Source organism: Vicinamibacterales bacterium, assembly GCA_036504215.1.
Classification (GTDB): domain Bacteria; phylum Acidobacteriota; class Vicinamibacteria; order Vicinamibacterales; family Fen-181; genus FEN-299.
In genome coordinates this window covers 292,451-318,549 of sequence record DASXVO010000059.1, presented here as the reverse complement: position 1 = coordinate 318,549, position 26,099 = coordinate 292,451, and the positions used below count along the sequence as shown (strand labels likewise).

Annotated in this window: 20 protein-coding genes; 3 read left to right on the top strand and 17 right to left on the bottom strand. The window is 66.9% G+C overall.

The window, feature by feature from the left end:
- Nucleotides 1-8: 8 nt before the first annotated feature.
- From serC to VGK32_18295, 9 genes are all read right to left on the bottom strand, one after another.
- On the bottom strand, nucleotides 9-1,118 hold the full coding sequence (gene serC / locus VGK32_18335; GenBank protein HEY3383727.1) for a 3-phosphoserine/phosphohydroxythreonine transaminase: 1,110 nt from the start codon (nucleotides 1,116-1,118) through the stop codon (nucleotides 9-11).
- 48 nt (nucleotides 1,119-1,166) lie between these two features.
- Nucleotides 1,167-2,435, bottom strand: a complete 1,269-nt coding sequence (locus tag VGK32_18330) for an NAD(P)-dependent oxidoreductase (protein ID HEY3383726.1) — start codon at nucleotides 2,433-2,435, stop codon at nucleotides 1,167-1,169.
- 38 nt (nucleotides 2,436-2,473) lie between these two features.
- Nucleotides 2,474-3,697 carry a DUF1015 family protein gene (locus VGK32_18325; protein ID HEY3383725.1) on the bottom strand — a complete coding sequence of 408 codons (1,224 nt, stop codon included), beginning with the start codon at nucleotides 3,695-3,697 and terminating at the stop codon, nucleotides 2,474-2,476.
- 192 nt (nucleotides 3,698-3,889) lie between these two features.
- Entirely contained in the window at nucleotides 3,890-5,143 is a 1,254-nt protein-coding gene (locus tag VGK32_18320; protein HEY3383724.1) for a M23 family metallopeptidase, read from the bottom strand.
- 35 nt (nucleotides 5,144-5,178) lie between these two features.
- A complete protein-coding gene (locus tag VGK32_18315) occupies nucleotides 5,179-5,925 on the bottom strand; it encodes a hypothetical protein (protein ID HEY3383723.1) in 747 nt (248 codons plus the stop codon).
- 176 nt (nucleotides 5,926-6,101) lie between these two features.
- Nucleotides 6,102-6,695 (bottom strand): DinB family protein, encoded by a 594-nt coding sequence (locus tag VGK32_18310; protein ID HEY3383722.1) that lies wholly within the window; start codon nucleotides 6,693-6,695, stop codon nucleotides 6,102-6,104.
- 41 nt (nucleotides 6,696-6,736) lie between these two features.
- Nucleotides 6,737-8,302: a PEGA domain-containing protein gene (locus tag VGK32_18305; protein ID HEY3383721.1), complete on the bottom strand. Its 1,566-nt coding sequence runs from the start codon at nucleotides 8,300-8,302 to the stop codon at nucleotides 6,737-6,739.
- Between the two features lie 140 nt (nucleotides 8,303-8,442).
- Complete coding sequence (gene malQ, locus VGK32_18300) at nucleotides 8,443-10,113, bottom strand: 4-alpha-glucanotransferase (protein ID HEY3383720.1); 1,671 nt, start codon at nucleotides 10,111-10,113, stop codon at nucleotides 8,443-8,445.
- Nucleotides 10,104-11,270 (bottom strand): pyridoxal phosphate-dependent aminotransferase, encoded by a 1,167-nt coding sequence (locus tag VGK32_18295; GenBank protein ID HEY3383719.1) that lies wholly within the window; start codon nucleotides 11,268-11,270, stop codon nucleotides 10,104-10,106. Before VGK32_18295 ends, malQ begins: the two co-directional genes overlap by 10 nt.
- Before the next feature lie 127 nt (nucleotides 11,271-11,397).
- Here VGK32_18295 and nadA point away from each other — a divergent pair, with 127 nt between their 5' ends.
- From nadA to nadB, 3 genes are read left to right on the top strand one after another with little or no spacing between them, the layout of a single operon-like run.
- Nucleotides 11,398-12,345 (top strand): quinolinate synthase NadA, encoded by a 948-nt coding sequence (nadA, locus tag VGK32_18290; protein ID HEY3383718.1) that lies wholly within the window; start codon nucleotides 11,398-11,400, stop codon nucleotides 12,343-12,345.
- A gap of 13 nt (nucleotides 12,346-12,358) precedes the next feature.
- The gene (gene nadC, locus VGK32_18285) at nucleotides 12,359-13,222 is read left to right on the top strand and encodes a carboxylating nicotinate-nucleotide diphosphorylase (protein ID HEY3383717.1); all 864 of its coding nucleotides are present in this window, start codon (nucleotides 12,359-12,361) and stop codon (nucleotides 13,220-13,222) included.
- A 7-nt stretch (nucleotides 13,223-13,229) separates the two neighbouring features.
- On the top strand, nucleotides 13,230-14,789 hold the full coding sequence (nadB, locus tag VGK32_18280) for an L-aspartate oxidase (GenBank protein HEY3383716.1): 1,560 nt from the start codon (nucleotides 13,230-13,232) through the stop codon (nucleotides 14,787-14,789).
- A gap of 60 nt (nucleotides 14,790-14,849) precedes the next feature.
- Here the strand turns inward: nadB and VGK32_18275 are convergent, their stop codons facing one another.
- The 8 genes from VGK32_18275 to VGK32_18240 all read right to left on the bottom strand — a co-directional run bounded on the left by VGK32_18275 (nucleotide 14,850) and on the right by VGK32_18240 (nucleotide 26,060).
- A complete protein-coding gene (locus VGK32_18275) occupies nucleotides 14,850-16,235 on the bottom strand; it encodes a Xaa-Pro aminopeptidase (protein ID HEY3383715.1) in 1,386 nt (461 codons plus the stop codon).
- Nucleotides 16,236-16,359: 124 nt separating this feature from the next.
- Nucleotides 16,360-19,023: a FlgD immunoglobulin-like domain containing protein gene (locus tag VGK32_18270; protein ID HEY3383714.1), complete on the bottom strand. Its 2,664-nt coding sequence runs from the start codon at nucleotides 19,021-19,023 to the stop codon at nucleotides 16,360-16,362.
- A gap of 5 nt (nucleotides 19,024-19,028) precedes the next feature.
- Nucleotides 19,029-20,303, bottom strand: a complete 1,275-nt coding sequence (locus VGK32_18265) for a Xaa-Pro peptidase family protein (protein ID HEY3383713.1) — start codon at nucleotides 20,301-20,303, stop codon at nucleotides 19,029-19,031.
- Between the two features lie 32 nt (nucleotides 20,304-20,335).
- The gene (locus VGK32_18260) at nucleotides 20,336-21,031 is read right to left on the bottom strand and encodes an L-ribulose-5-phosphate 4-epimerase (GenBank protein HEY3383712.1); all 696 of its coding nucleotides are present in this window, start codon (nucleotides 21,029-21,031) and stop codon (nucleotides 20,336-20,338) included.
- Nucleotides 21,028-22,608: a ribulokinase gene (locus tag VGK32_18255; GenBank protein HEY3383711.1), complete on the bottom strand. Its 1,581-nt coding sequence runs from the start codon at nucleotides 22,606-22,608 to the stop codon at nucleotides 21,028-21,030. Before VGK32_18255 ends, VGK32_18260 begins: the two co-directional genes overlap by 4 nt.
- A gap of 80 nt (nucleotides 22,609-22,688) precedes the next feature.
- Entirely contained in the window at nucleotides 22,689-24,110 is a 1,422-nt protein-coding gene (locus VGK32_18250) for an L-fucose/L-arabinose isomerase family protein (GenBank protein HEY3383710.1), read from the bottom strand.
- Complete coding sequence (locus VGK32_18245; protein ID HEY3383709.1) at nucleotides 24,111-24,329, bottom strand: hypothetical protein; 219 nt, start codon at nucleotides 24,327-24,329, stop codon at nucleotides 24,111-24,113. It abuts the gene before it with no gap.
- A 15-nt stretch (nucleotides 24,330-24,344) separates the two neighbouring features.
- Nucleotides 24,345-26,060 (bottom strand): sodium:solute symporter family protein, encoded by a 1,716-nt coding sequence (locus VGK32_18240; GenBank protein HEY3383708.1) that lies wholly within the window; start codon nucleotides 26,058-26,060, stop codon nucleotides 24,345-24,347.
- Between the last annotated feature and the right edge of the window lie 39 nt (nucleotides 26,061-26,099).

Genomic DNA, 26,099 nt, shown 5'->3' with positions numbered 1-26,099 from the left:
TCGGTCCGCTACCCGTTCTTCTTCTCGAACTCCTTCATGAACGACACGAGGGCGTCCACGCCCTCCTCGGGGAAGGCGTTGTAGATCGAGGCGCGCAGGCCGCCCACCGACCGGTGGCCCTTGAGGCCGTCGAGCCCGGCCGCCTTCGACTCCTTCACGAACTTCGCCTCGAGCTCCTCGTTCGGGAGCCGGAACGTCACGTTCATCCGCGACCGGCAGTCCTTCGCCGCGTGCCCCTTGAAGAACCCCGTGCGGTCGATCTCGGCGTAGAGCTTGCCGGCCTTGCGCTCGTTGATCTTGTCGATCGCGTCGAGGCCGCCGAGCGACACCAGCCACTTCATCACGAGGCCGACCATGTAGATCGTGAAGACCGGCGGCGTGTTGTACAGCGACTTCTCGGGCACGTGCGTGCCGTACTGCAGCATGACCGGCAGGTTGGCGTACGACGGCCGCTCGGCGGCCTTCTTCACCAGGTCGTCACGGATGATGACGAGCGTGGCGCCGGCGGGGCCGATGTTCTTCTGCGCTCCCGCGTAGATCATCCCGTACTTCTGGATGTCGAGCGGGCGGCTGAACATGTGCGACGAGGTGTCGGCCACGACGGTGGCGTCGCCGAAATAGTCCGGCAGCTTGTGGAACTCGACGCCGTGGATCGTCTCGTTCGTCGTGATGTGCACGTAGGCCGAGTTCGGCGTGAGCTTGACCTCTTCCTTCTTCGGCAGGCGGAGGTAGTTCTCGGCCTTGTTGTCGAACGCCACGTTGACGGCGCCAACCTTCCTGGCTTCCTTCACGGCCTTCGACGACCACGCGCCGGTCACGATGTAGTCGGCATACTGGCCGGCCGGGAGCAGGTTCATCGGCACCATCGAGAACTGCGTCGTCGCGCCGCCCTGGAGGAACAGCACGTGGTAGTTCTCGGGGATGTTCGCGAGCTTCCGGATGTTCGCTTCGCACTCGCCGATGATGGCCTCGAACACCTTCGAGCGGTGGCTGATCTCGAGGACGGACATGCCGACGCCGGGCAGCGCCACCAGATCACGCTGTGCCTCCTCGAGGGCGGGCAGCGGCAGGACGGCGGGGCCGGCGGCGAAGTTGAAGATGCGGGCGGTTGTGGACATACAGCTGAACTCCTGAGATCGCGGGTCCGGGGACCCGCGCGACAGTGATTACTTCGCCGACAGGGCGACCACGCTCACTTCGATGATGCCGTTGCAGGTCTTGAGCGATTCGACCATGTCGGCCGGCGGTTCCTTGTCGATGTTCACGCGGGCAATCGCCGCCTCGGCGCTCTCGAAGACGATGTTCTCGGTCTCGTGGGCGTTGATGCCGGCGGACCCGAGCTTGCCGAACACGCACGCCAGCACGCCGGGCTGGTCCTTGTGGCGCACGATCATCGTGTAGCTGGCGGGGGTCTTCTTCACCAGGTTCACGACGTTCGGTACGCGGCCGGTCTCCTTGAACGTCTTGACGATGCGGACCGTCTCGGCCGCGATGGCTTCCTGGGCCTGGTCGGTGGACGCTCCGATGTGGTGCGTCCCGTACACGCCCGGCAGGCCGAGGATCTCGGTGGTGAAATCGGCCGTCGCGCCCGCCGGCTCGCCGGGGTACACGTCGACGCCCGCGCGAACGTTCTTCTCCTTCACGACCTTCGCCAGCGCCTTGTAGTCCACCACGTCCGCACGCGCGGTGTTGATCACATACGCGCCGGGCTTCAGGCGGCCGAGCACGTCGGCGTTGACGATGTTCTTGGTCAGCGGGCTCGACGCGAGGTGGATCGTGAGGATGTCGCACTTCTCCGCCACTTCGCCGGGTGTCTTGACGACGGTGATGCGCTCCTCGATGAGGGCGCCCGCACCGGGACGCACCTGGAGCAGCAGCGGCAGGTCAACCGGGATGGCGTCGCGATCCACCGTGACGCCCATCTCGCTCCAGATCACCAGGTTCATGCCGAACGCCATCGCGCGCTTGGCCACTTCCTGGCCGATCTTCCCGAAGCCGAGGATGCCGAGCGTGGCACCGTAGAGCCCCTTGGCCTTCGAGTATTCCTTCTTGTTCCACTTGCCGCGCGCGAGCTCCGCCACGTTGTCCGGAATCCGGCGATCGAGCGCCGTGATCAGCCCGAACGTCAGCTCGGCGACGGCAATCGAGTTCTTGCCGGGGCAGTTCGACACGTAGACGCCGCGCTTGCTCGCGGCCTTCACGTCGATCGTGTTGTACCCGGCACCCGCGCGGACGATCAGCTTCAGCTTGCCCGCATCGATCATCGGCTCGGTGACCTGTGTGGAGCGCACGACGAGGACTTCAGCACCCGTCTTGCCGATCGCCTCGGTCAGTGTCGCGTCCTTGAGGTCCGGTTCGAAGATGACCTCGCACCCGGTCGCCTTCAGTCCCTCGATTCCGCTCTTCTCGAACTTGTCAGCTACGAGCACTTTCATGGCTGCGCATCCTTGGTCCGCGGCCGGCCGCGGTCCTGTTAGATGAGATGGGTTAGGAGACCGTCACGAAGCTTGGGCTCGAACCACGTGGACTTGGGAGGCATGATCTCGCCGGCGTCGGCGATCCGCATCAGGTCGTCCACGCCGACCGGGAACAGCGAGAACGCGATCGCCGCCTTGCCGCTCTTCACGAGCTTCTCCAGCTCGCCGGTGCCACGAATCCCGCCGACGAAATCGATCCGCTTGTCGGTGCGCGGGTCGCCGACGTTCAGCAGCGGGGAAAGAACCTGATCCTGCAGCAGGCTGACGTCGAGCGTGCTGCCGACGTCCTTGCTGCCTGCGGGCGTCCGCAGCTTCAACGCGTACCAGCGGCCGTCGAGGTACATCGACACATCGCCCTTCTTCGTCGGGGTCGCCGCGCCGTCGGCCACCGACACGCGCTTGTTCAACTCCGCCAGGAACGTCTCGGGCGTGTGACCCGCAAGGTCCTTCACCACGCGGTTGTACGGGAGGATCTGCGTCTGGTTGTCGGGGAACGCCACCGCGAGCATCCAGTCCGCTTCCGCGTTGTTCGTGTCCGGCGACTTCTCCGCGAGGTACTTCCGCGTGCGGCCCGCGCTCGCCGCACGGTGGTGACCGTCGGCGATGAACAGGCACGGCAGCTCGCCGAAGGCCTCGATCACGGCGTCGAGGTCGGCGCCAGTCACTGCCCAGATCGTGTGGCGCACCTTGTCGGCGGATTCGAAATCGAACAGCGGCGCTCCGGACGTCACCTTCGCGGCCATCGCGTCGACGCTCTTCGACGCGCGGTAGGTGAGGAACACCGGCCCCGTCTGCGCCCGCAGCGTGCTGATGTGGCGCGTCCGGTCGTCCTCCTTGTCGCGGCGGGTCTTCTCGTGTTTCTTGATCAAGTCGCGGTCGTACTCGTCAACCGAGTAACAGGCCGCCAGGCCGGTCTGGTAGTGGTCGCCCATCTTCAGACGGTAGAAGTAGACGGCGGGCGTCTCCTCCACCACCAGCGGGGCGTTCGCGCGGAGCGCGTTGAAGTTCGCGTGCGCACGGTTGTAGACGGCATCCGAGTAGGGATCCGTCGCCGCGGGCAGATCGATCTCTGCGCGCGACACGTGCAGGAAGCTCAGAGGATTGCCGGCGGCCATCGCGCGCGCTTCTTCGGTGTTCACGACGTCGTATGGAACGGCCGACACGCGATCGACGTTTGCCGGAAGTGGTCTCAGTGCGTTGAACGGACGAATGGTAGACATCTGTTGGCTCGCGGCGGGCGACCCGCACGTCGGGTCGCGCAGAGGGTTACACGCCTGAACACGGGGCGGGGCCGAATAAACGGCCGCTGAATAGCCTAACGAACCAAATGACGTTAGGCAAGTGAGGCTTCGTGAAGTCTTCCTGAAGACGCGCCAACCCGCGAGGCCGTTGAATGGCCGGCCGATTCCGAATCAGTGGCCGTCGGCCGTCGCCGCCCGGGTGGAGGGCACGAGCCACGCCAGCACTCGGTCGCGTGCGGTCCTGAACTGCGCGAGAAGTGCCGGGGGAATCGGTTCGCCTGGCGGTAGCGACCGGTGCACGACCAGCGGGTTGAGATAGCTGCCGCCCTTCTTCACGCGGTAGTCGAGGTGGGGGCCGGTCGCCAGGCCGGTCATCCCCACCCGGCCGATAACGTCTCCCTGGCTCACGTGCGCGCCGACCCGCACGCCGGCCGAGATCGATGCCAGGTGCATGTAGAGCGTTTCGTACCCGCTGGCGTGCCGCAAGTGAATGAGCCGGCCGGCCTCCCCGCTCCAGCCCGCCGCCACGACTGTCCCGTTCGCCACCGCGACGACCGGCGCGCCGGCTGGCGCCCGGTAGTCCACGCCAAAATGCGGCCGTACGATGCGGAGGATCGGATGCTGGCGGGCCCTGGAGAACCCGGAACTGACCGACGCCGCGAACTTCAGCGGGGATTTCAGGAAGAACCGCCGCAACGACCGCCCGTCGGCGTCGTAGTAACCGGGCTTGCCGCCGGGCAGCGTATAGCGGACCGCCCTGAGCACCCGCCCGCTGTTGCTGAACTCGGCCGCCAGAATGCCGCCGTAGCCCGAGAACTGACCCTCCCGATAGATCTTCTCGAAGGTCAGACTGAACTCGTCACCTGGCTGCAGTTCCGAGTTGAAATCGATCTCGCCACCGAAGATGTCCGCCAGTTCGACGGACAGGTCCGGACCTTCCCCGGCTTCTTCCATGGCCGCGAAGAGGGATGGTGCGAACTCGTTGATCTCCCCGCGAAGCGAGACGAGGGCGCGCTGCTTGTGATACGCGACCAACTCGGCCTTCAGCTCCACCGGCCGCTCGTCGGACTGGCCGACGATCCGCAGAAACCGGTCAGTGTCGATCTGGCACTCGAAGCTGCGGAGCAGGCCGTCCACCGTGCGTTCGAGACGGTACCGGTTGTCGGCCTTGAGGCGTCGCGGGTCGAAGAGCGCGTTCGAGAGGGCGACCATCCGCTGGACGAGATCGTCGCGCAGGCGGACGTCGTGGAGCAGGCTCGCCAGCGTTGCCGCGCGCGGAATCCGCCCCTCGATCGTCTCGGTGTCCGATACCAGGAAGATGTCGGGCCGCCCGGATCGCGGCCGTTCGGCGTCCTGAACACACCCTGAGACGCCGAGAAGCAGAGCGAGGCCGAAACAGAACCGGCTGGCCGCTGGACAACGCATGCGGGGTCAGTGTATCGAAAAGGCGAATGGGGCGTCTATGACCTGCGGGCGGATCGCGCCGGGGCCTGGATCGGCGCCTGCAACAGCTCCCGTCCAGGTTGGCCGTGCGGTGCGGTGAGTTGGGGACGCGTGAGGCCGGGCCGCTGAGGCAGCCTCGTGGGATGCTCGTCGGACCACCAGTAGGCAGCGCCAGCGCCCATGAGCATCAGGAGCGGCACACCGACGAATGCCGCCGTGGCCGCCCGCCGGCGAGCCGACGGGCGGCGACCCCGCTGCGGAGGCCGTGCGGTCTCAACGCGCGGCTGGCCGCCGGTCTCCTCGCCCGGTCTCGCCGCCGCGGTGCGACAGCGCTCGTAGAGCGCCCGAACCGCCGCGTGGCGCTGGTTCGGGCCGAGGCGCGCGAGCGCCGAAGCCAGCAGGGTTACCGAGCGATACCTTGCCCGCGACGCCAGCCCGGCCCGCGTGGTCTCCGAGACAATCTCCCGGAGCCTGGGTGGCACGGCCTCGTCCCCGTCGTACCCAGGGAGCATCTCACGCAACAGGTGCCCCAGCAGGGGCACGGTCTGGTCGTCTTCCCCGGGCGCTCCACCGGCGACGATCACGGCGCCGCTCGGGTCGAGGAATGTCGTCTTCGAGGAGATGGGACGCGCAACCGCGTGGCTGGGCTCGTGACAGACGACCTGCGTACAGATTTCGAGGACGACCGCGACCGCTTCCGCCGGGCTCGGCCGCTGTCCCGACGCCACGAGGTCGGCGATGCTGACGGGAAAGCCCTCCCTCACGCCGCACGATCAGAGCGAAAGACACGCCAGCCGCGGACGATCGCGGCGGTACGTGAGAGTGTCGGAAATCCTGTGGGATCGCGAGCCGGGCGGCGACCGGGCGGCCGAGGCCCGGACGCTCACGGCCGCATCGCGTCAATGCAGTGTGTAGAACTTACTTGGGCCAACAAACGCCGCTAGCGCCTGGGCTCGCTCGACGGCGGCACGATGCCCTTGAGCCGCATATAGGTCACCAGGTTGCCGTAGTGCTCCCAGTCGTGGGTGATGTTGCCGAGTAGCAGCCTGACCTTGGGAGCCGGCGCCGGGGCGGGTCGGTTCGCGGCCACGCCAGCCGGCGCGGGCGGCACGGGCAGCAATTCGAGCGCCTTCGCGTCGGTCATGTCGGCATACGCCGTGGAGCAGTACGTGATCGAGTCGTTCAGCGCCTTGACGAGGTCCGCCTTGGCCGTCTTCTTCTCGATGTCATTGCCCTCGTTCGGGTTCTTCTCGCCCTTGATCCGCGCACAGTAGCTGAACTGCGAGTTCGCGACGTGGCCGAGGATCTCCCCGAAGCTCCGAACCTCGGGCGTCGGCTTGAACCCGAACTGCGCCTCGGGCATCTTCTCGGCCGACGCGGCGAGGAACCGCGTGATGCCGTCGAACGAGGTCTTGATGATCTTGGTGAAACCGTCGGGGCTCGGCGCCGCGGCGCCGGCCGGCGGTGCGGTCTGCGCGGCGGCAGGCAGGGCCAGGAGTGCGGCGAACAGGACGAGCGGCAGCAAACGCTTCATGGCTCGACTCTCCTTTGGCGGTGGACCCGCAAAGGACCATGCTACTGCTGGAGTCGAGCCGCAGGCAATGCTGGCGTCAATCCCGACTTCGGAGAGCGGCCACGCTGGCGAATCTCGACGCGCTCGACCTTGCGCGTCCCGGCGACGACGGTCACTGGAACGAGCGTGGTGCCGCGCGATGTGTGGAGCGCAATCGTGTGGTCGCCGGCGCTCAATTGAAGCGTGGCCGGAGTCGCTCCCTTGGCAAAGCCATCCACGATCAGGCTGGCGCCGGAGGGTCGTGACTCGACGACCAGGGTGCCGGTGCCGCCCGCGATCCCGGACAACCCGAGGTATCCGCGTGCGCCGAGGTAGGTGACGCCGAACAGCGCCATCAGCCCGCACGCGACCACGGCGACACGGAGCGCCGCGCGTACCGACATCCAGTTCAACCACGACATCTGCCCGGCCATCCAGCGGAAGACCGACTGAAGGGCATCGAGAGACACCGCGCCGGTCCTGACCGCCCGCGTGGCCCGTCTGTCCAGGGCTGACGAGGCGGCGGGGGCCGCAGCCGGCAGCATCGCCACCGTGCGCGAGGCGGTCGGCTTCGGATGAGGCACCGTCGCGTTGAAGATCCGGACGGTCGCGAACCGCTCGGCCTGGCGGGCGGTCTCGCTGGCCGACTCGCCGCGACGCCCGTCGCGTGGCGGCGCTCCCGCGCGGCCGTCGTCCTCGGCCGGTGTCGGCGCCGCGTTCGATTCGGGCAGGCAGGCCTCGAGGTACTGCCGAACAGCGGCGGGCGACGGCCTGCAGCCAGGCTCTCGCCCGAGGATCTCGGTCAGCGCGGACTCCGCCTCGATCGCCGTGCGGAACGACGAACGCGGCTCGAGCTGGAACGTCCGCGTGATCCACGAACGCATCGACCGCGACAGCACCGGACGTGCCGTCAAGGGATCGGCCGTCGACGCCTGTGCGAGCAGGTCCAACAGGCTGCGTGGGAACTCGTCGCGGCCCAGCAGCCTGCCGCTCACGAGCGCGAGCGCGAGCACGCCGATCTGCATCACGTCAGTCAGTTGATCGAATCGCGCGAAACCGGCGACCGAGGGGACGGGCACCCGGAACTGCGTCCAGAGCGGCGTGCGTCCCTTCTGCAGGCCCTCGAGAGCCGGACCGAGGACGCCATCGACGACCGATGACCTGCCGTCGGGCCCGAGGACAATTCGCTCGGGGCCGATCGCGCCGTGGGCCAGGTCACGTGAATGGCGATGGAGCGCCGCAATCGCGGCGGTCACCTGGCGGACCACTTCGACGGCCGCGTCGTGGTTCGGCTCGGCCCATCGCCTTTCGGCTCCACGCAGCACGTCCGACAGCCTCACTCCCCCGACGGCATCCGCGACGATCACAAGACCGCCGGACGGTGCCTGCACGCGCTCGATCCGCCTGACCGCGGGAAACGCCGGGTGCGAGAAGCCGGCGAGGCGGCCCGCTCGTTCGACGAGCGCTGCTTCGGTCGTCGGGGAATCGGACAACTCGCGACACAGGCGGAGTGATTCCGTCTGGACGCCGTCAGCGTCCGTTCCGCGAGACCGTCGTCCGAATCCATCGTCGAAGAATGAAGTGTTCATAGGTCCGGGCATTGGAACCGAACGGACGTTGTGCAAGACCGGCTCCAAGGTCGAGGCGCGAAGACAAGGCGAAGCTGACTGAAAACAGGAGATTTCAGGCGATCGAAAAAAAGGGCAGGCCGGGGCCCGCGAGCGGGTGGTTACAGTTTTCGGTCCGGCGCACCAAAAGCTGTGATCTGCCGCGAGCAGCGCTCCGTCCAGGCACGGAGGGCCCGACATCGTTCACGCGCGTCCGGTTGGGACGCCAGATCGTCGATTGGCCAGGGCAGGCGCCAGGTCCAATTGCGGTCGCCCTGGCTCCCGGGCACGTTGATGCGGTCGCGCCATCCGAACACATCCTGGATCGGCAGGAGCAGGAAGTCGGACCCGGACGCGAACAGGACTTCGAGGAAGATGTCGCGCAGGGCGGGCGTGAAGGCCTGCGTGGATCCGGTGTCCTGCGATGACTGAGTGGGACGGGCGTCCCGCCCGCCCGCTGCCGCCAGGCGCTCGGCCACTCCAGGCGCCTCGAGCACCTTCCTGCGCTCCACGTCGTCGAGGCCGTCCCACCAAGCCGCCGTCGGCTCGGTATCGTGCGTACCGGAGGTGGCCACGGATGAGGCCGGATATGCGGCCGGATCGCGGTAGGGCTGGCCATCCTTCGACCAATGGCGCTCCCAGCGGAAGACCTTGTAGCCGGGCACGTCCAGCCGCGCGAGCGAAGCCCTCACGAAGTCCGGCACGGTGCCGAGATCCTCGGCGATGATGCGCGCGCCAGGCTCGGCGAAGATCGTCAGCACGGTTTCGCCGAGGCGCAACTGCTCATCTTCGAGGGCCGGCGAGAAGTGAGCCGGGCTGCCGTCCAGAGGGAATTGGTACGTGCGGTAGAAACCGACGAGATGGTCGACGCGGTAGCCGTCGAAGATTGCCGCGCTCCGGCGCGCGCGTTCGCGCAGCCACCGGTAGTCCTGGCGTTGCATCACGTCCCAGCGATACGCGGGCATCCCCCAGTTCTGGCCAGTCACGCTGAACGCGTCGGGCGGCGCGCCCACCGACGCGTCGAGTCGAAACGCCTCCGCGTTGGCCCAGACGTCAGCGCTGTCGCCGTCGACCATGAAGGGCAGATCGCCCATGAGCGAAACGGGCCGCGCCAGCTCCTTGGCTTCGCACCACTGCGTGTCTGCGATCCATTGGAGCCACTGGCGGTAGAGGATCTCGTCGCGCAGGTCCCGGCGGGCGAGTGCGAGCGCTCCCGGCTCTCGATCGCGCAGCGCCGTGGGCCACTCCAGCCACGGCCGATCGCGGTCGGCGGCGCGGAGCGCCCGATACAAAGCGTAGTCGGAGAGCCACCACGACTGGTCCTCGCTCCAGGCGCGGAGAGCGGCCGCGCGCGACGATGCGGGCGCCCAGTGCTCGCGTTTGAACCGCGCGAAGGCGGCCCGGAGGGCTTCCGCCTTCACGCTCCGCACGGTCGCGTGGTCGATGGCTGGCGCCCGGCGGGCCGCCATCAGGCGGTCGCGCCAATCGGGCGTCATCCCGGCCTCCCCGCCGATCGCCCGGAATTCCTCGACCGCATGCACGCTGATGAAGATCGGATCGATTGCCATCGCCGTCATCGCCGAGTACGGCGATCGCTGCCCCACGGCCATCTCGTTGATCGGCAGCAACTGCAGGAGGTCCTGGTGCGCCCCGCGGAGCCAGGCGGCCATCAGCGGGATGTCACCGATCTCGCCAATGCCCCAGCTCTGACGCGAGGGCATCGAGAACAACGGGATGAGCAGGCCGGCATGGCGGCCGGCACGGAGGTGAGCGGAGGGGCTGATCATGGGCATGCGCGCGCCAGCAGGCACCTCACGCCGCGGCCGAACTCGTCGGGCCGCGGCAGCAGGCTGACGACCACGTAGGCTTCGCGCGGAAAATCGAAGAAGTAGCCCGGATGTGCGAGCACGTGATCGTGTTCGAGCAGATCGACGACGAGTTGCTCCTCGCTCTGCGTGGCCGGCACCCGGATGACCGCCGACCACCCTCCTTCGACGCGCAGCAGGCTGCACGCGGGGTACGCCAGGACGAGACGCGTCAGCGTCGTGAGGTTCTCGATAGTCCTGGCCGCGATGAGCTGGCGGACGTCGCGCGACGCGGCCAGGAGTGCGCCCGCTGCCTGCTGGACCGGCGTGGACACGGACAGATACGCGTCGCAGACAATTTCGAGCCGGGCCAGCGCCCGGTCGACGAGCGCCTCGGGTCCGCCCGCGATCATCCAGCCCAGCTTCACCTGCGGCAGGCCGCCGGACTTCGACAAGCCGCCAAGGCTGAAGGTCAGCGCCCGCTCCTGGTCGAGAACCCGGACCATATCGGCGCGTGGATCGATCAGGTACTCGGCGAACACCTCGTCGCCGATGAGCGCCAGATCGAGCTCGGCGCAGATCCCCGCCAGGCCGTCGAGATCGGCGCGACCGAGCACCGATCCCGTCGGGTTGTTCGGCGAGACGACCAGAATCGCCCGGGTCCGCGGCGTCACCAGCGATCGAAGTGCCGGCAGATCCACCGACCAGGTGCCGTGGTACTCGAGCGGGTAGGGCCGGACATCGACGAGGTCGAGGCGCGTCAGGTACTCGAAGAGCGGATAACTCGGCACCGGGACGAGAACCTGATCGCCGGGCTCGCACAGGAGCTTGAAGAGGAACGAATAGGCCTCGCTCGTGCTGGCGGTCAGGATGACGCGGGCCGGCTCGACGGTGGCGCCAGGTCCGCGGTACTCGCGCGCCACCGCTTCGCGAGCCGAGGGAAGACCGAACGGCTGAGGCTCGTATCGGAGCGATGCCGGGTCGCCGAGCGGCTGGAGCAATCCGTCCGGGTAGGCCAGGCCGACGCGCGTCGGGTTGGTTTCGGTGAGATCGACGAGCGCGACGCCGCGCGCACGAAGGCCGAGCTCGACCTCGGTGAGCCGATTGTGCGTCAGATTGGACGGCACGCGGGTCGAGAAGATCACGAAGACGGCTCCGGGACTCCAGCTGCTGGCTCCAACAGTCCTCGAGTTTACGTTAGACTACAAGCAGGCCGCAGCAACAGACTTTTTGAAGGATGAAGGCGGTAGGTTGAAGGATGAAGGCGGTAGGATGAAGGATGAAGGCGGTACCTCACCGACGCTCGATCTGTTCGAGGAGATCGCCCGGCGCAAGCGCGAGTTGAACGCGATCGTCCTCGCCCACTTCTACCAGGAACCCGATATCCAGGACATCGCGGACGTCATCGGCGACAGCCTCGCACTCGCGCAGTCGGCCGCGAAGACGCAGGCAGACGTCATCGTCTTCTGCGGCGTGCACTTCATGGCCGAGACCGCGAAGATCCTCAACCCGGACAAGCAGGTCCTGCTGCCCGATCTGGCCGCCGGCTGCTCCCTGGCAGACGGTTGCCCGGCGCCCGAGTTCGAGCGGTTCGTGCGAGCGCACCCGGGGCACACCGTCATCAGCTACATCAACTGCAGCGCGGGCGTGAAGGCGCTGAGCGACATCATCTGCACGTCGAGCAACGCCGAACGGATCATCCGGCAGGTTCCGGCCGATCGGCCGATCATCTTCGCACCGGATCAGCAGCTCGGTCGGTACCTGATCAAGAAGACGGGCCGCGAGATGCTCTTGTGGCCGGGGTCGTGCTCGGTTCACGTGACGTTCTCCGAGCGCCGGCTGCTGCGGCTGAAAGCCGAGCATCCAGACGCGCTCGTCCTGGCGCATCCCGAGTGCGAGGAGCGCATCCTGCGCCTGGCGGATCACATCGGATCGACGACCTCGATCCTGAACTACGCGACCGCCAGCCCCGCCTCCTCCTACATCGTCGTCACCGAGCCCGGCATCATCCACCAGATGATGAAGGCGTGCCCGGACAAGACATTCATCCCGGCGCCGCCCGAGAACCAATGCGCGTGCAACGAGTGCCCGCACATGCGGCTGAACACGCTGGAGAAGGTGTACCGTTGCATGCGTGACCGGCGACCGGAGATCACGCTCCCGGAGACCCTGCGGGCGCAATGTCTCGTGCCGCTCCAGCGGATGCTCGACTGCGGGTAGGGGTCCGGAAACCATGGCGACCGATGCGCTCTCACCCGCCGCGCTTCGCGAGGAGGCCCGCCGTTTCCTCGCGGAGGATGTCGGCACGGGCGACATCACCACCGAGTGGACCGTCCCGGCGGACGCCGTCGCGACGGCCTGGATTGTGGCGCGGGAGGCGTGTGTGGTGGCCGGCCTCGACATCGCGCGTCTCGTGTTCCACGAACTCGACGGTCGCCTCGCGGCCACGGCCGAGATGGCAGACGGTGCTGCCGTTGAAGCCGGCGCGAGGCTCCTGCGCCTGGCCGGTGACGCGAGGCCAATCCTCACCGGCGAGCGCGTCGCACTGAACCTGCTGCAGCGGATGTCCGGGATCGCGACCGTCACGAGACGCTATGTCGAGGCCCTCGCCGGAACGGGTGCGTCGGTATCCGACACCCGCAAGACGACACCTGGACTGCGACAACTCGAGAAGTACGCGGTGCGCATGGGCGGCGGCCGAAACCATCGGGTCGGACTGTTCGACGCGGTGCTGATCAAGGACAACCACATCGCGGCCGCCGGCGGGATCGGTTCCGCGCTTCGATCGGTTCTGGAGCATCGCAACCGTGACGTGCCGGTGCAGATCGAGGTGGACTCGCTCGACCAGCTCTCCGAGGCCCTCGACATCGGCGTGGACGCGGTGCTGCTCGACAACATGCCGCCCGCGCAGGTGGCAGCCGCGGTCGCTCGCATTCGTTCGACGCCCGCCGGCGCCTCGTGCTGGATCGAGGCGTCCGGCGGGATCACCCTGGCCAACATCCGGGCGTACGGCGAGGCCGGCGTCGACACGATCTCGGTCGGCGCCCTGACACATTCGGCCCCGTCAGTCGACATTGCCCTGGACTTCGACGTCTGATCAGACCATGGCCAACAACGACCAGATCGACGTGCTCGTGCTCGGAAGCGGACTGGCCGGATGCGCCGCGGCGCTGGCTGCAGCGCGGACCGGGGCACAGGTGCTGATGCTCACCAAGGCGGAGCGCCCCGAGCAGTGCAACACCTGGGACGCGCAAGGCGGCATCATCTACCGCGGCGCGAACGACTCGCCCGATCGTCTCGCCGCCGACATCATCACGGCTGGTGCAGGGCTGTGCGATCCCGCCGCGGTGGCCCTGCTCGCGGAAGAGGGCCCGACGCTCGTTCGCGAGGTTCTGCTGGAGGACGCCGGCGTCCCCTTCGACCGCACGCCGAACGGCGATCTGGATCTGACCGCCGAAGCCGCGCACTCCGTCCCGCGAATCATCCACCGCGCGGACGGGACGGGCCGATCGATCGAGGAATCGATGCTCGCGGCGGTCCGTCGCGAGCCGAACGTGACGATCCTCACCAGGCACTCGGCGATCGACCTGCTGTCCCTCTCGCACCACTCGCGCAACCCGCTCGACGTGTACCGGGAGCCAACGTGTGTCGGCGCGTACGTCTTCGACCACGAGAGCCGCCGCGTCCGCTCGCTCATGGCGAAAGAGACGATCCTCGCCACCGGCGGCCTCGGCCGGATCTTCCTGCACACGACGAATCCGCCGGGGGCGTGCGGTGACGGCGTCGCGATGGCCTATCGTGCGGGCGCACACTGCCTCAACATGCAGTTCGTGCAGTTCCACCCGACAACGCTCTTCCACAGCGACGAACGGTTCCTGATCTCGGAATCGCTGCGGGGAGAAGGCGCGCGTCTGGTCGATGACACGGGGCGCGAGTTCATGTCGGCGTACCACCCGGACGGCTCGCTCGCCCCCCGCGACATCGTCGCGCGCGGCATCCATCAGATGATGCACGAGACCGGCCTGCCGTGCGCCTATCTCGACATCAGCCACAAGCCCGCCGATTGGATCCGCCACCGCTTTCCGCTCATCTACGGCAAGTGCCGCGAGGTGGGGATCGACATCACGAGCCAGCCAATTCCGGTCGTGCCCGCCGCGCACTACAGCTGCGGGGGTATCACCGTGGACGGCTGGGGTCGATCGAGCATGCACCGCCTCCGCGCGGTCGGCGAAGTGTCGTGCACGGGCCTGCACGGAGCCAACCGGCTGGCCAGCACCTCGCTCCTCGAGTGTCTCGTCTGGGGGACACGGGCCGGGCGGGATGCGGCGCAGAACGTCACGTCGAAGGCCGGCTATTACATGCCGGAGATCGCGCCCTGGCAGAACGAGAACGAGCCGGTCGATCCGGCGCTCGTCGCACAGGATTGGCTGACGATTCGCCAGACCATGTGGAACTACGTCGGCCTGGTGCGAAGCCGGCGGCGCCTCGACCGCGCGCATCAGATCCTGAGGGAGTTGCAGCTCGAGATCGGCCGGTTCTACGCGCGGTCCGAGCTGAGCGACCCGCTGATCAGCCTGCGCAACGGAGTCCAGACGGCCTTGGCGGTGCTCCTCGCCGCGATCGAGTCGCGTGAAAGCCGGGGGTGCCACTACCGCATCGACTGAGCGGCTCTCGGCTGGCAACACCCCGGCCGCCTGGACGGATTGCGGGACACGAGGGCCGGACTACCCCGCCAGCGCCTCGACGTCCTCCATCTCGATCGGGATCGGTTTGCCGAGGACGCGGCAACCAGTCTCGGTGATGACGACATCGTCTTCCACACGGATCCCGCCGAACGTGCGGAACTGGTCGATCGCGTCGTAGTTCAGAGAATCGGTGAACTTCCCTTCGGCCCGCCACTTGTCCATCAGCGTCGGGATCATGTAGATGCCCGGCTCGACCGTCATCACCATGCCCGGCTCGAGTGCGCGCCCCATGCGGAGGGACTTGAGGCCGAACTGCGTGCTCCGCGTGACGGTGGAGTCGTAGCCGACGTACTGCTCGCCGAGCCCCTCCATGTCGTGCACGTCATAGCCCATCATGTGGCCGAGGCCGCACTGGAAGAACATCGCGTGCGCACCGGCCTGCACCGCCGCGTCGAGATCGCCCTTCATGCAGCCGATCGTCTTGAGGTCCTCGGCCAGGCTGCGGCACGCGAGCAGGTGGACGTCCATCCACTTCACGCCCGGCTTCGCGGCGGCCAGCGCCTTCTTGTGCGCGCGCAGCACGGCCTGGTACAGGTCGCGCTGCCGGCCGACGAACTTCCCGCCGATCGGGACCGTGCGCGTGATGTCGCTGGCGTAGTGCAGCGGAGAATCGGCGCCGCAGTCGTTCACCGCCATCTGCCCGGCTTCCATCCGGTTGCCGTGGTAGTGGTTGTGCAGCGTCTCCCCGTGCACCGAGAAGATGATCGGGAACGCGAGCTGCACGCCGCGCGACTCCACCAACCCGGTCATCGCGCCGGCAACCTCGCGCTCGTACATGCCCGGCCGGGCGATCCTCATCGCCAGGACGTGCATGTCGTGGGACACTTCGAGGGCGGTCTCGATTTCCTGGATTTCCTCGGCGCCCTTGTACGCCCGCTGTGCCACGACGGCCTTGATGAGCGACACCGACGCGTGCTGATTGATGGCCTCCGCCCTGATCCCAATCAGGTGCGTCAGCCACTGCACGTTGTCGGCGCGGTACTGCGGCAGGTAGTGAATTCGGCGTCCCTGACGGACCGCCTCGTTCAGCGCCTTCGCCAGTTCGTCACGTGAGCCGGTGCCCGTCACCCCGGCCCTGGCCGCGCGTTCGGCGATGGTCGGCTGCGGTCCCCGCCAGACGATGTCGTCGATGGTGAAGTCGTGGCCGTAGATCGTGTGCCGGCCGGCGTCCACATCGATCACCGCCGCCAGTTCGGGATCGTCGACGCCCCAGTAGTAGAGGAACGACGAATCCTGGCGGAAGTGATACGTGTTGTCCGTGTAGTTCATCGGCGAATCGTTGTTGCCCATGAACAACAGCAGACCATTCCTGAACTGCTTCTGAAGAGCCGCCCGTCTCGCTGTGTAGATCTCACGGTCGAACATAGCGCTCCTTCTGTCATTCAACACAGGGCACCCAGGCCGCAGAGAGCTGTATCTGTGTATCTTGCAGATCGTGTCCCTGCGATCTTCGCGATCCCGGCGTGAGAACGAGTCTCGTCCACGGTCCCTATCGATGGCCTGCCACCAGGATCCGGGCCTTCTGCGTCAGTGTCTTGTCCCCCACGTGAAGCGTCACCGTGTACTCGCCCGGCTGTGCCTGCCGGTTCCGCCCGGTCGTCATGTCCCAGCTGACGCGGTTCAGCCCCGCCGCACCCGTGCCTTCGAGCGCGCGGACTTCCTTGCCGGCGGCGTCGCTCACGCTCACCGTGATCTTCCCTTCCGCCTTGTTCTTGAGGAAGTAGTCGAAGTTCAACCCGTCGTCATTCGGTACGACCAGGTGGCGGTCGCCATAGAGCTCGTAGTTGCCCCAGGCGCCGTCTCCCGGGAGCGGTCGGGGGATCACGGCGAAGAAGTGGGAGTCCCCGGAGAGCGCGCCCTGCTTCACCTCGGCGAGCCACGAGGTGTTCGCCACCCAGAGGCCTCGACCGTACGACGCCACAACGAGGTCGCGCTCCCGCGGGTGGATGAGCATGTCGGTCACGGGCACCGTGGGCATGTTGCCCTTCAGCGCCGTCCACGACCGTCCCGTATCGAGCGAGACGTAGACACCGCGGTTCGTGCCCAGGTACAGGATCTCCGGGTCCTTCACGTCCTCGACGATGACATCCACCGCGCGCTGCTGGAGGTTTGCCGCAATCGACGTCCACGTTGCACCGTAGTCCGTCGTCTTCATCACCACGGGACGGAACTCATCGAAACGGCGGCCCGACTTCGTGACGTAGGCGGCTCCCGGCGCGTGGCGCGAGGCCACTACGCGCGTCACCCAGTAGTTCTCGGGTCCCCCGGCGGCGGCGATCTTCGGTGTGACGTCGGTCCAGGTCGCGCCGTGGTTCTTCGTCACCTGCACCTTGCCGTCGTCGGCGCCCACCCAGATTACGCCGGCGGTCATGGGCGACTCCGAGATCGTCGTGATGGTGCAGTACTGAACAGTGCTCCCCGGCGGCGAAATCTTCGACGCGTCGTTCGTCGTCAGATCGGGGCTGATCTCCTCCCAGTGGTCGCCCTGATCCAGCGATCGGAACAGAACCTGCGCACCGGTGTAGAGGATGTGACTGTTGAAGGGCGACAGCGCGAGCGGCGGCGTCCAGTTGTAGCGCAGGGGCGGCTGGCCGGCCGGCCGCGTCGGCGCGATCGATTTCCGCGTATGCGTGCGTTGATCGGCCCGGTAGTGGCCGCCCCACTGGAACGTGTTGTAGACCCAGCGGCTGTCGGTCGGATCGACACGGTTGTACATCCCGTCGTTGTCGCCGACGGTGACCCAATCTTCGGGGCCGACCCGGCCGGCTGGACCGTTGATCGGTCCGCGCCAGGAGTCGTGGTCCTGGAGACCGGCGTAGATGTGGTACGGGTTGTCCATGTCCACATCGATCGAGTAGATCTCGCCGCCCGGGATGTTGGCGTAGTGATCGCACGTCTTCCCGGCGTCGTACGAGATGTGTACCCCGCCGTCGCTGCCGAGAATCCACCGGTCGGAGTTCTGTGGGTCGATCCACATCGTGCGGAAATCGCCGAATCCCTTCCCGAACAGGCTCCGTGAATTCCAGGTCAGGCCGGCCCACGTCTTCCCGCCATCGTCCGAACTGAGGAGGGAGTCGCAGTTGATGATGAGACGCTTGTCGTTGTTCTGGTCGACGCGAAGCTGGTTGAAGGAATAGCCGGCCTTCGAGCTGACGTCGTCCTTCGCGGCGTTCACCTTTCGCCACGCCCGGCCGCCATCGTCGGTCCGGTACACCTCGCCACCGATGTTCCGCTCCTGCGGCTCGATCTTCCGTGCGCGGTCGCGCTTGGCCTCTTCCTCGGTCGGCGGCCGCTTGCCGAAGTTCTCGGTCACGGCGTAGAGGACATTCGGATTCTTCTGGTAGATGTCGAGGCCGATGCGTCCCTGTGGGGTTGAGGGGAATCCGCCCGCGAGTTTCGTCCACGTCTTGCCGCCATCCGTCGTCTTGTGGATGCCGCTTCCGGCGCCGCCTTCGATGAGTTTCCACGGACGCCGCTGCACGTCATACGTCGCCGCATAGAGCGTGTTCGGGTCGCGACGGTTGATGACGATGTCGATTGCGCCGGTCGTGTCGCTGATGTAGAGGACCTTCTTCCACGTCTTGCCGCCGTCGGTCGTCTTGTAGACGCCGCGCTCTTCGTTCGGTGACCACAGGCGTCCCATTGCCGCAACGTAGACGATCTCCGGCTTTGTCGGGTGTACGACGATGCGGCCGATGTGCTGGGTGTCGCCGAGCCCCATCTTCTGCCACGACTTGCCGGCGTCGACCGACTTGTAGACACCGTCGCCTGGGTAAGCCACGCGGACACTCGCGGCGTCCCCGGTCCCGACCCACACGATGTTCTCGTTGGAGGGGGCGATTGTCAGGCACCCGATGCCGGTGACGTCCTGCCCGTCGAACACGGGCTGGAAGGTGGTGCCGTTGTTCGTCGTCTTCCAAATGCCGCCGTAGCGCACGCCGACATAAAACGTGTAGAGGTGCGACTTGAGCGGCGTGTCGGGGACCGCGATATCGGCAATCCACGATCCGGCACGGAACGGTCCGAGGTTGCGGTACGTGAAGCCGGCGAGGCTGGACTCCGAAACCGCGGGCGCTGGTGTCTGAGCCAGGAGGCCGACGGCCGCTGCGGCAAGGCCAACGAGGATGATGGAGAGAATGAGTCGGTTCTTCATGGTGTTCACGCCACCGCCTTGTCGATGGCCGGGCTGGGCGTGCTGAAGAACTTCGGTCCCTGCTCGGTCATGTGGAAGCAGTCTTCGATTCGGACGCCGAACTCGCCGGGAACGACGACCATTGGTTCGTTGGAGAAGCACATGCCGGGCGCGAGCTTCGTCGTGTTGCCGCGCACGAGATTCGTCCACTCGTGACCGTCGAGGCCGATTCCGTGCCCGGTGCGGTGCGGCAGACCGGGCAGCTTGTAGTCCGGTCCGAAGCCGAAATCGGCCTGCACCTTCCGCGCCGCGGCATCGACGTCCTCGCACGTCGCGCCGAGCTTTGCTGCGGCAAAGGCCGCCGCCTGCGATCGCTTGGCCAGATCCCAGATCTCCATCTGCCGCTTGGTCGGCTTGCCGAGCACCACCGTCCGGCTGATGTCGGAGCTGTAGCCATCCACCTTGCAGCCGCCGTCCATGAGCACGACGTCGCCCTCCCTCAGCGGCCGCCGCTTGATGCTGCCGTGCGGCGAAGACGTCATCTCGCCGAAACTCGCGCCGATGCCGCCGTCGGCGCCGAGCGCCCGATGAGCGGCGGTCGCCAGCGCGCTGACCTCGTCCTCGGCCATCCCGGCCCGCAACAGCGGAATGAGCGCCCGGTAGGCCTCGATGGTGATGTCCGTCGCCCGTTGCATGAGCGCGATTTCCTTGGGCGACTTGATCACGCGGCATCCCGCGGTGATCGGCGTGGCGCTCACGTACCGAAGGGTCGGTGCGGCCTGGCGGAGACCGTCGAAGACGAAGAAGCGCGCGTACTCCTCGAAGCCAATCGTCGACGCGCCGCGATCGCGCAACACCTGCGCGATCCGCTCGAACGGGCTCTCGTGCTCTTCCCACGTGCGCACATCGCTGCCGATCGCGATCAGCTCGCGCGCGCGGCCTTCCTCGAATTTCGGGCAGACATAGGCCACCTCGCCCTTGGCCGGGAGAATCGCGACGAACGTCCGTTCGCTCGCCCACCACCTGACGCCCGTGAAATAGCCGAGACTCGTCCCGGAGTCGAGAATGATCGCGTCGATCTTGTTCTCGCCCATCAGCCGCCGCGCCTGCTCGACACGCGCCTTGCGGTCATCCGTGGTGATTCTGGAAATGCCGTCGATCATCGGCTTCAGGTGCCCGAAGGGACTTGCGGACGACGCCTGTCCGGAGGACGCCTGCGCGGTGGCGAACGCGTCGCCTGTCAGCCCAACGCCTGCTGCCACCGCCGACGTCTGAAGAAACCTCCGCCTGTCAATGGTCATGCGTATCTCCTGTAAGGGGCATCGTGACCGCGTCAACCTTGCCCATAATATGCCTTGGGGCCGTGCTTCCGCAGGAAGTGTTTGTCGCGGAGCGGCGTCGGAAGCGGCTCGGCGTCGGGGCGAATCGCCATCGTGTGCCAGGCGATGCACGCAACCTCCTCGAGGACGACGGCGATGTCCACCGCCGATCCCGCGGAGGTTCCCCAGCAGAACGGTCCGTGGCCCGACACGAGGACGGCCGGGATCTCTGCCGGGTCGAGTGGGGCAAACCGTCGAACGATGGCCTGGCCGGTGTTCCACTCGTACTCGGACCCGATCTCGTCGGGCGTCATCGGATCGGTGATCGGCACGGCGCCCCGGAAGTAGTCGGCGTGCGTCGTGCCCAGGCAGGGAATCTCGCGACCGGCCTGCGCCCACACGGTGGCGAACCGGGAGTGCGTGTGAACGACACCGCCAATGTCCGGGAATGCACGATAGAGCGCCAGATGCGTGGGCAGATCGGACGATGGACGGAACGGCCCCTCGACAATCTTCCCGTCGAGGTCCGTGACCACGAGGTGGTCCGGCGACAGATCCCCGTACGGCACACCGCTCGGCTTGATGACGACCAGACCGGTGTCGCGGTCGATCGCGCTGGCGTTGCCGAACGCCTGCACGACGAGGCCGCGTCTGACGAGCTCCAGGTTGGCATCGTGGACTTCGCCGCGCAACAGTCCGATCGTACTCATGCCTGCCTCACTTCCGCGGCGATGCGCCGCAACGCCGGCAGCACGTCGCCGACATGGATCGCCTCTGACGTCTGGCGGCCGAACCCGAAGTACAGCCGGCGGTAGAGCGAGAACAGTTGCTCGCAGACGGCTGCCTGCTTCGGGTCGGGCTCGATCACGTCGAATGCCGGGCAGAGCGCATCCTGCGCGTCCTCGATTGTGGCGAAGGTGCCGGCGGCGAGGAACGCGAAGATCGACGACCCGAGGCTGGTGACCTCGGTCCTCGGGACGAGGATCGGCTTGTTCAGCACGTTGGCATACACGGCATTGAGCGTCGTGTTCTTCCGTGGGATGCCGCCGCCGTTGATCACGCGGCGGATCGGCACGCCGTGCTGTTCCATCCGCTCCAGGATGATTCGTGTATGGAACGCGGTTCCCTCGATGGCCGCGAACAGATCGTCCTGCGGCGAGTGCGACAGGTTCCAGCCGAGCGTCACGCCGCCGAGCTCCGGGTTCACCAGCACCGTCCGGTCGCCGTTGTCCCATGTGAGGCGCAACAGCCCGGTCTCTCCCGCGCGGTACCGTTCGAGTCCCTCGCTGAGTGCGGCAACCGTTGTCTGCGCGCGACGCGCGATCGCATCGAAGATGTCGCCGGTTGCCGACAGGCCGGCCTCGATGCCGGTCAGTGTCGGGATCACGGACCCGGGAACCACGCCGCACAGGCCGGGAATGCACGCCGCCTTGTCGCCCACCGCGATGATGCACGTCGACGTGCCTATCACGTTCACGATGTCGCCGAGCCGGACGCCGGCGCCGACCGCGTCCCAATGGGCGTCGAACGCCCCGACCGGGATCGGGATGCCTGCGCTCAGCCCCAACCGTCCGGCCCATGACGGCGTCAGGCTGCCGGCGCGCCGGTCCGAGGTCTGGTACACCCCGGCGATCTTGTCGCGTACGCCGGCGAGCAACGGGTCCACGGCGGCGAGGAACGACTCGGGCGGCAACCCACCCAGCGCTTCGTTCCACAGCCACTTGTGTCCCATCGCGCAGATGCTGCGCGGGATACGTGCCGGGTCGGTGACGCCGGTCAGCACCGCAGCCACCATGTCGCAGTGCTCGAGCGCCGTGACGAACCGCGGCCGCTTGTCCGGGTTGTTGCGGAGCCAATGGAGCAGCTTGGCCCAGCCCCACTCGCTGGAGTAGACGTCACCGCACCAGTGGATGGCGTCGAGGCCGGTCTGGTGCGCGACCTCGGTGATGCGCGCCGCCTCGCGCCACGCCCGGTGGTCGCACCAGAGGTAGTAGTCGTCGAGCGGCACGAGGCCTTCGCCCACCGGGATCACGCTCGAGCCCGTCGTGTCGAGCGCGATGGCCTCCACGTGGTGGCCGTCCACGCCGGCGGCCTCGATCGCCCGGTGCGTCGCCTGGACGAGTGCGTCCATGTGAGCGTCGTGGCTTTGTGTCGCGTGGTCGGGGTCGTTCTTCCTCCGATTGAGCGGATACTCCGCCACCCCGGAGCCCAGGCGGCCCTTCGTCGAGTCGACAACCGACACCCGCACGCTCAAGGTGCCGAAATCCACGCCGGCCACGATGGACATAATCGCGCCCCCAAACAGAGTCAGGCGGAAAGGCGGCAGACCAGGGACCGATCCGGCCCGCCGCCTGCCAGTCTGCCCGCCTACTTCCCGTGATAGTACACGTCCCACCCGAGGTACTTCGTCGTCGCCTCGTACACGACGGCGGCGACCGACGAGAGATTCGCGGCCACGTGGTGCTCGAAGCCGTTCTCGCAGATGTGGCGCAGCAGGCGCTGCATCCCGGGAATGTGCACGACGCCCGCGCCTCCGAAGGTCTGCAGTGAGTCGGTGGTGAACGCGCCCTCTCCCAGGTACCCGCGAATCCGCCCCGTCGCATCGTCGGTCGAGAAACGCGCGAAGCTCATCGGGCCTGGTTTCACGCGGCCCACGCACGTGCCGTACGTGTTGTCGCGGCCGACGGTGCCCGCGATGATGGCCTGGTAGTCCATCCGCACGTCCTCGAAGAAGTGCTTCGGCAGGTTGCTGCAGTGGAAGCAGACAGCCTTGTCGGGATCGTCGCCGTAGTTGTTGTTCCAGTCGAGCAGCGCGCTCGGCGTGCCGGAAGCCAGCCGCAAGGCGTGCATCGCGATCACGCCGCAGATGTCCACTTCGCACGCGCTGGACATCAGCTCGTTGCTCATCATGCTCATGACCGTGCACGGGACCACGCCGAAGAACTCCTCGAGGGAGGTCCAGCACTGCACGGCACTGATGGCCACCTCGGTCTCCCGCATCCAGCCGTCGATGACCGCGCCGAGCTTCGCCATCTTCAGCAGTGCGGGCGCCGGAACGCCAGATGTCGCCACGTAGGCCTCGATGGCGGCCAGCTTCGCCTGTGCGGCGGGGTCGTCGTCTTTCATCCGGCCGATACGGCCGACGATCTCCGACAGGTCGATCGGTTCGACCGAGATGCCGGCGGTCTCGAGCAGTTTCTCGCTGAAGCGCACGGTGTTGAAGGCCGCGGGCCGCGCGCCGATGGCGCCCACGCGCAGGCGGCGGAGCCCCTTGACGACGCGGCAGACCCCGGTGAACCAGTCGAGGTCGCGGCGGAACTCGTCGGACGAAGGCGTCTCGGTGTGGAGCGACGTCAGCGAGTACTTGATGCCGTACTGCTTCAGGTTGTTGCAGGCGGACATCTTGCCGCAGAAGCTGTCGCGGCGGTCGCTGATGGTCATCAGCGACGGCGTGTCGGGTGTCGCCTGGACGAGCACCGGAACGTTCAACTCGGACATCCGGAGCGCGTCGACGATCGCCCGCTCCTCGCCGAAGTTCGGCAGCGTGACGAGCACGCCGTCGATCGAGTCGCGATGCCGGCGGAACAGCGTCGCACACTTCCCCGCCTCCTCGCGCGTCTCGACCGCCCCGAACTTCGACTCCCCGGGTGTCAGCGCGACCACCGAGATGCCCGCCTTCTCGAGGACGGCACTCATGTCCTCGCGGCCGCTCCTCGCGAGATGGTCCGGGAAGAATCCCCGGTTGCCGACAATCAGACCCAGCGTCATGCGAGCGTCAGCAGCGCACATCTATTTTTGTCTCCATGGAGAGAAATGGAAGGTGTAGAACGCGCCGAGCACGAGGGTCAGCGCCCCCCACCAGATGCCGGCGTGAAGGTTGGCGAGGACGACGGTCCGCTCGGGCGGCGCCACGAGTTCGTAGAGACCGCTGCCGGTGATGAGCACGCCGTACGCCAGCAGCAGCACGCCGATGAAGAACCAGATCGAGATCAAGCCTGGGCGATGCATGGCCCCTCCTCCCTGCTACCAGAACAGGACGTTGAGTACAACGAACACGACGCCGACCAGGCCAGCCCAGAAGATCGGCCGTTGGTAGATCCGCAGATGGCCTTCGGACGGCACGTCGGTGCAGCCGTACACGAGGCCAGTCAGTTCGCTGTCTGGCTTCGGGCGCGTCAGCAAGCTCACGACCACGGTGACGACGACGCAGATGATCCAGGACCACAACGCCCGGTACATGTTCTCGGCCATGTCACGCGCGTTCGACGAAAGCGCGATGTAGCGCACCGCCGCCGGATCGAGTTTCACCCACGCCCACATCCCGACCGACGAGACCGTGCCCGCCAGCAGCCCCCAGAACCCGCCGGCAGGCGAGCACCGCTTCCACAGCATGCCGAGCAGGACGGTCCCGAACAGCGGCGCGATGAAGAAGCTGAACAGCGCCTGCACGTAGTCCATGATGCTGAGGAACTGCATCACGAGGTAGGCCGTCCCGATGCTGACCAGGACGCCGAGGACCGTGCACCAGCGTCCCATCGACACGTAGTGCGCGTCGGGCGCTTCCTTCCGAATCAGCGCCTTGTAGATGTCGTAGGTCCAGACCGTGGCGAACGCGCTGACGTTGCCCGCCATGCCCGACATGAACCCGGCAATGAGCGCCGTGATGCCGAGGCCGAGGAGGCCGGGCCCACAGTATCGCGCGAGCATCAGCGGGAGCACTTCGTTGTAGCTGTGTCCTCCGGTCGCCACCGCCTGTGCCTCGCCCATCAGCTTCGGCTGGAGGAGCGCCAGGCCGAGCAGGCCGGGCAGGATGACGATGAACGGCACCATCATCTTGAAGCCGGCACCGATGATCGGAGCCATCTTCGCCGATCGCAGGTCCTTCGCGCTCAACACGCGCTGGACGACGAGGAAGTCGGTCGTCCAATAGCCGAACGAGATCACCCATCCGAGGCCGAGCACGATCCCCGTCCAGTGGATGCCCATCGGGTTGTCGGTGAACGACCCCATCGTCCGCCACAGGTGCGTGTAGTCACCGCCGGGGAAATTGGCGTGGATGCGCGCCACCATCCCGCTCCAGCCGCCCGTCTCGATCAGGCCGATGATCGAGATCAGCATCGCGCCGAGCCAGATGAGGACGAACTGCAGCACCTCGTTGAAGATGGCCGACCGCAGGCCGCCGAGGCCGACGTAGATCGCCACGGTGATCGACGAGACCCAGATGCTGAAGTTGATATCCCAGCCGAGCACCACCTTCATCACGAGCGCCATCGAGTACATGTTGATGCCGCTCATGAGGACCGTCATGAAGCCAAAGGTCACGGCCGAGAGCGCGCGCGAGGGCTCGCCGAAGCGGAGCTTCAGGTAGCCCGGCACCGAGTGCGTCTTCGAGATGTAGTAGAACGGCATCATCACGATGCCGAGGAACAGCATCGCGGGAATCGCGCCGATCCAGTACCAATGGGTGGCGAGGATGCCGTACTGATAGGCCGCCGCGGCCCAGCCCATCAACTCGAGCGCGCCCAGGTTGGCGGCCAGGAAGCTCAGCCCGGCCACCCAGGCCGTCATCTCGCGGCCCGCCAGGAAGAAGTCGTCACCGGTCTTCGTGTATCTCTTCAGGTAGAAGCCGATCCCGAGCACCATCGCGAAGTAGATGGCGATGATCGCGATGTCCACCGGCGACAGCACGATGAGGCGGGACGGCGATTCCAACGACAGACCCAGGAGGAAGAACGGCATCGGAGAACCTCGCTCGCGCAGGGAACGGCAACCGCGCCA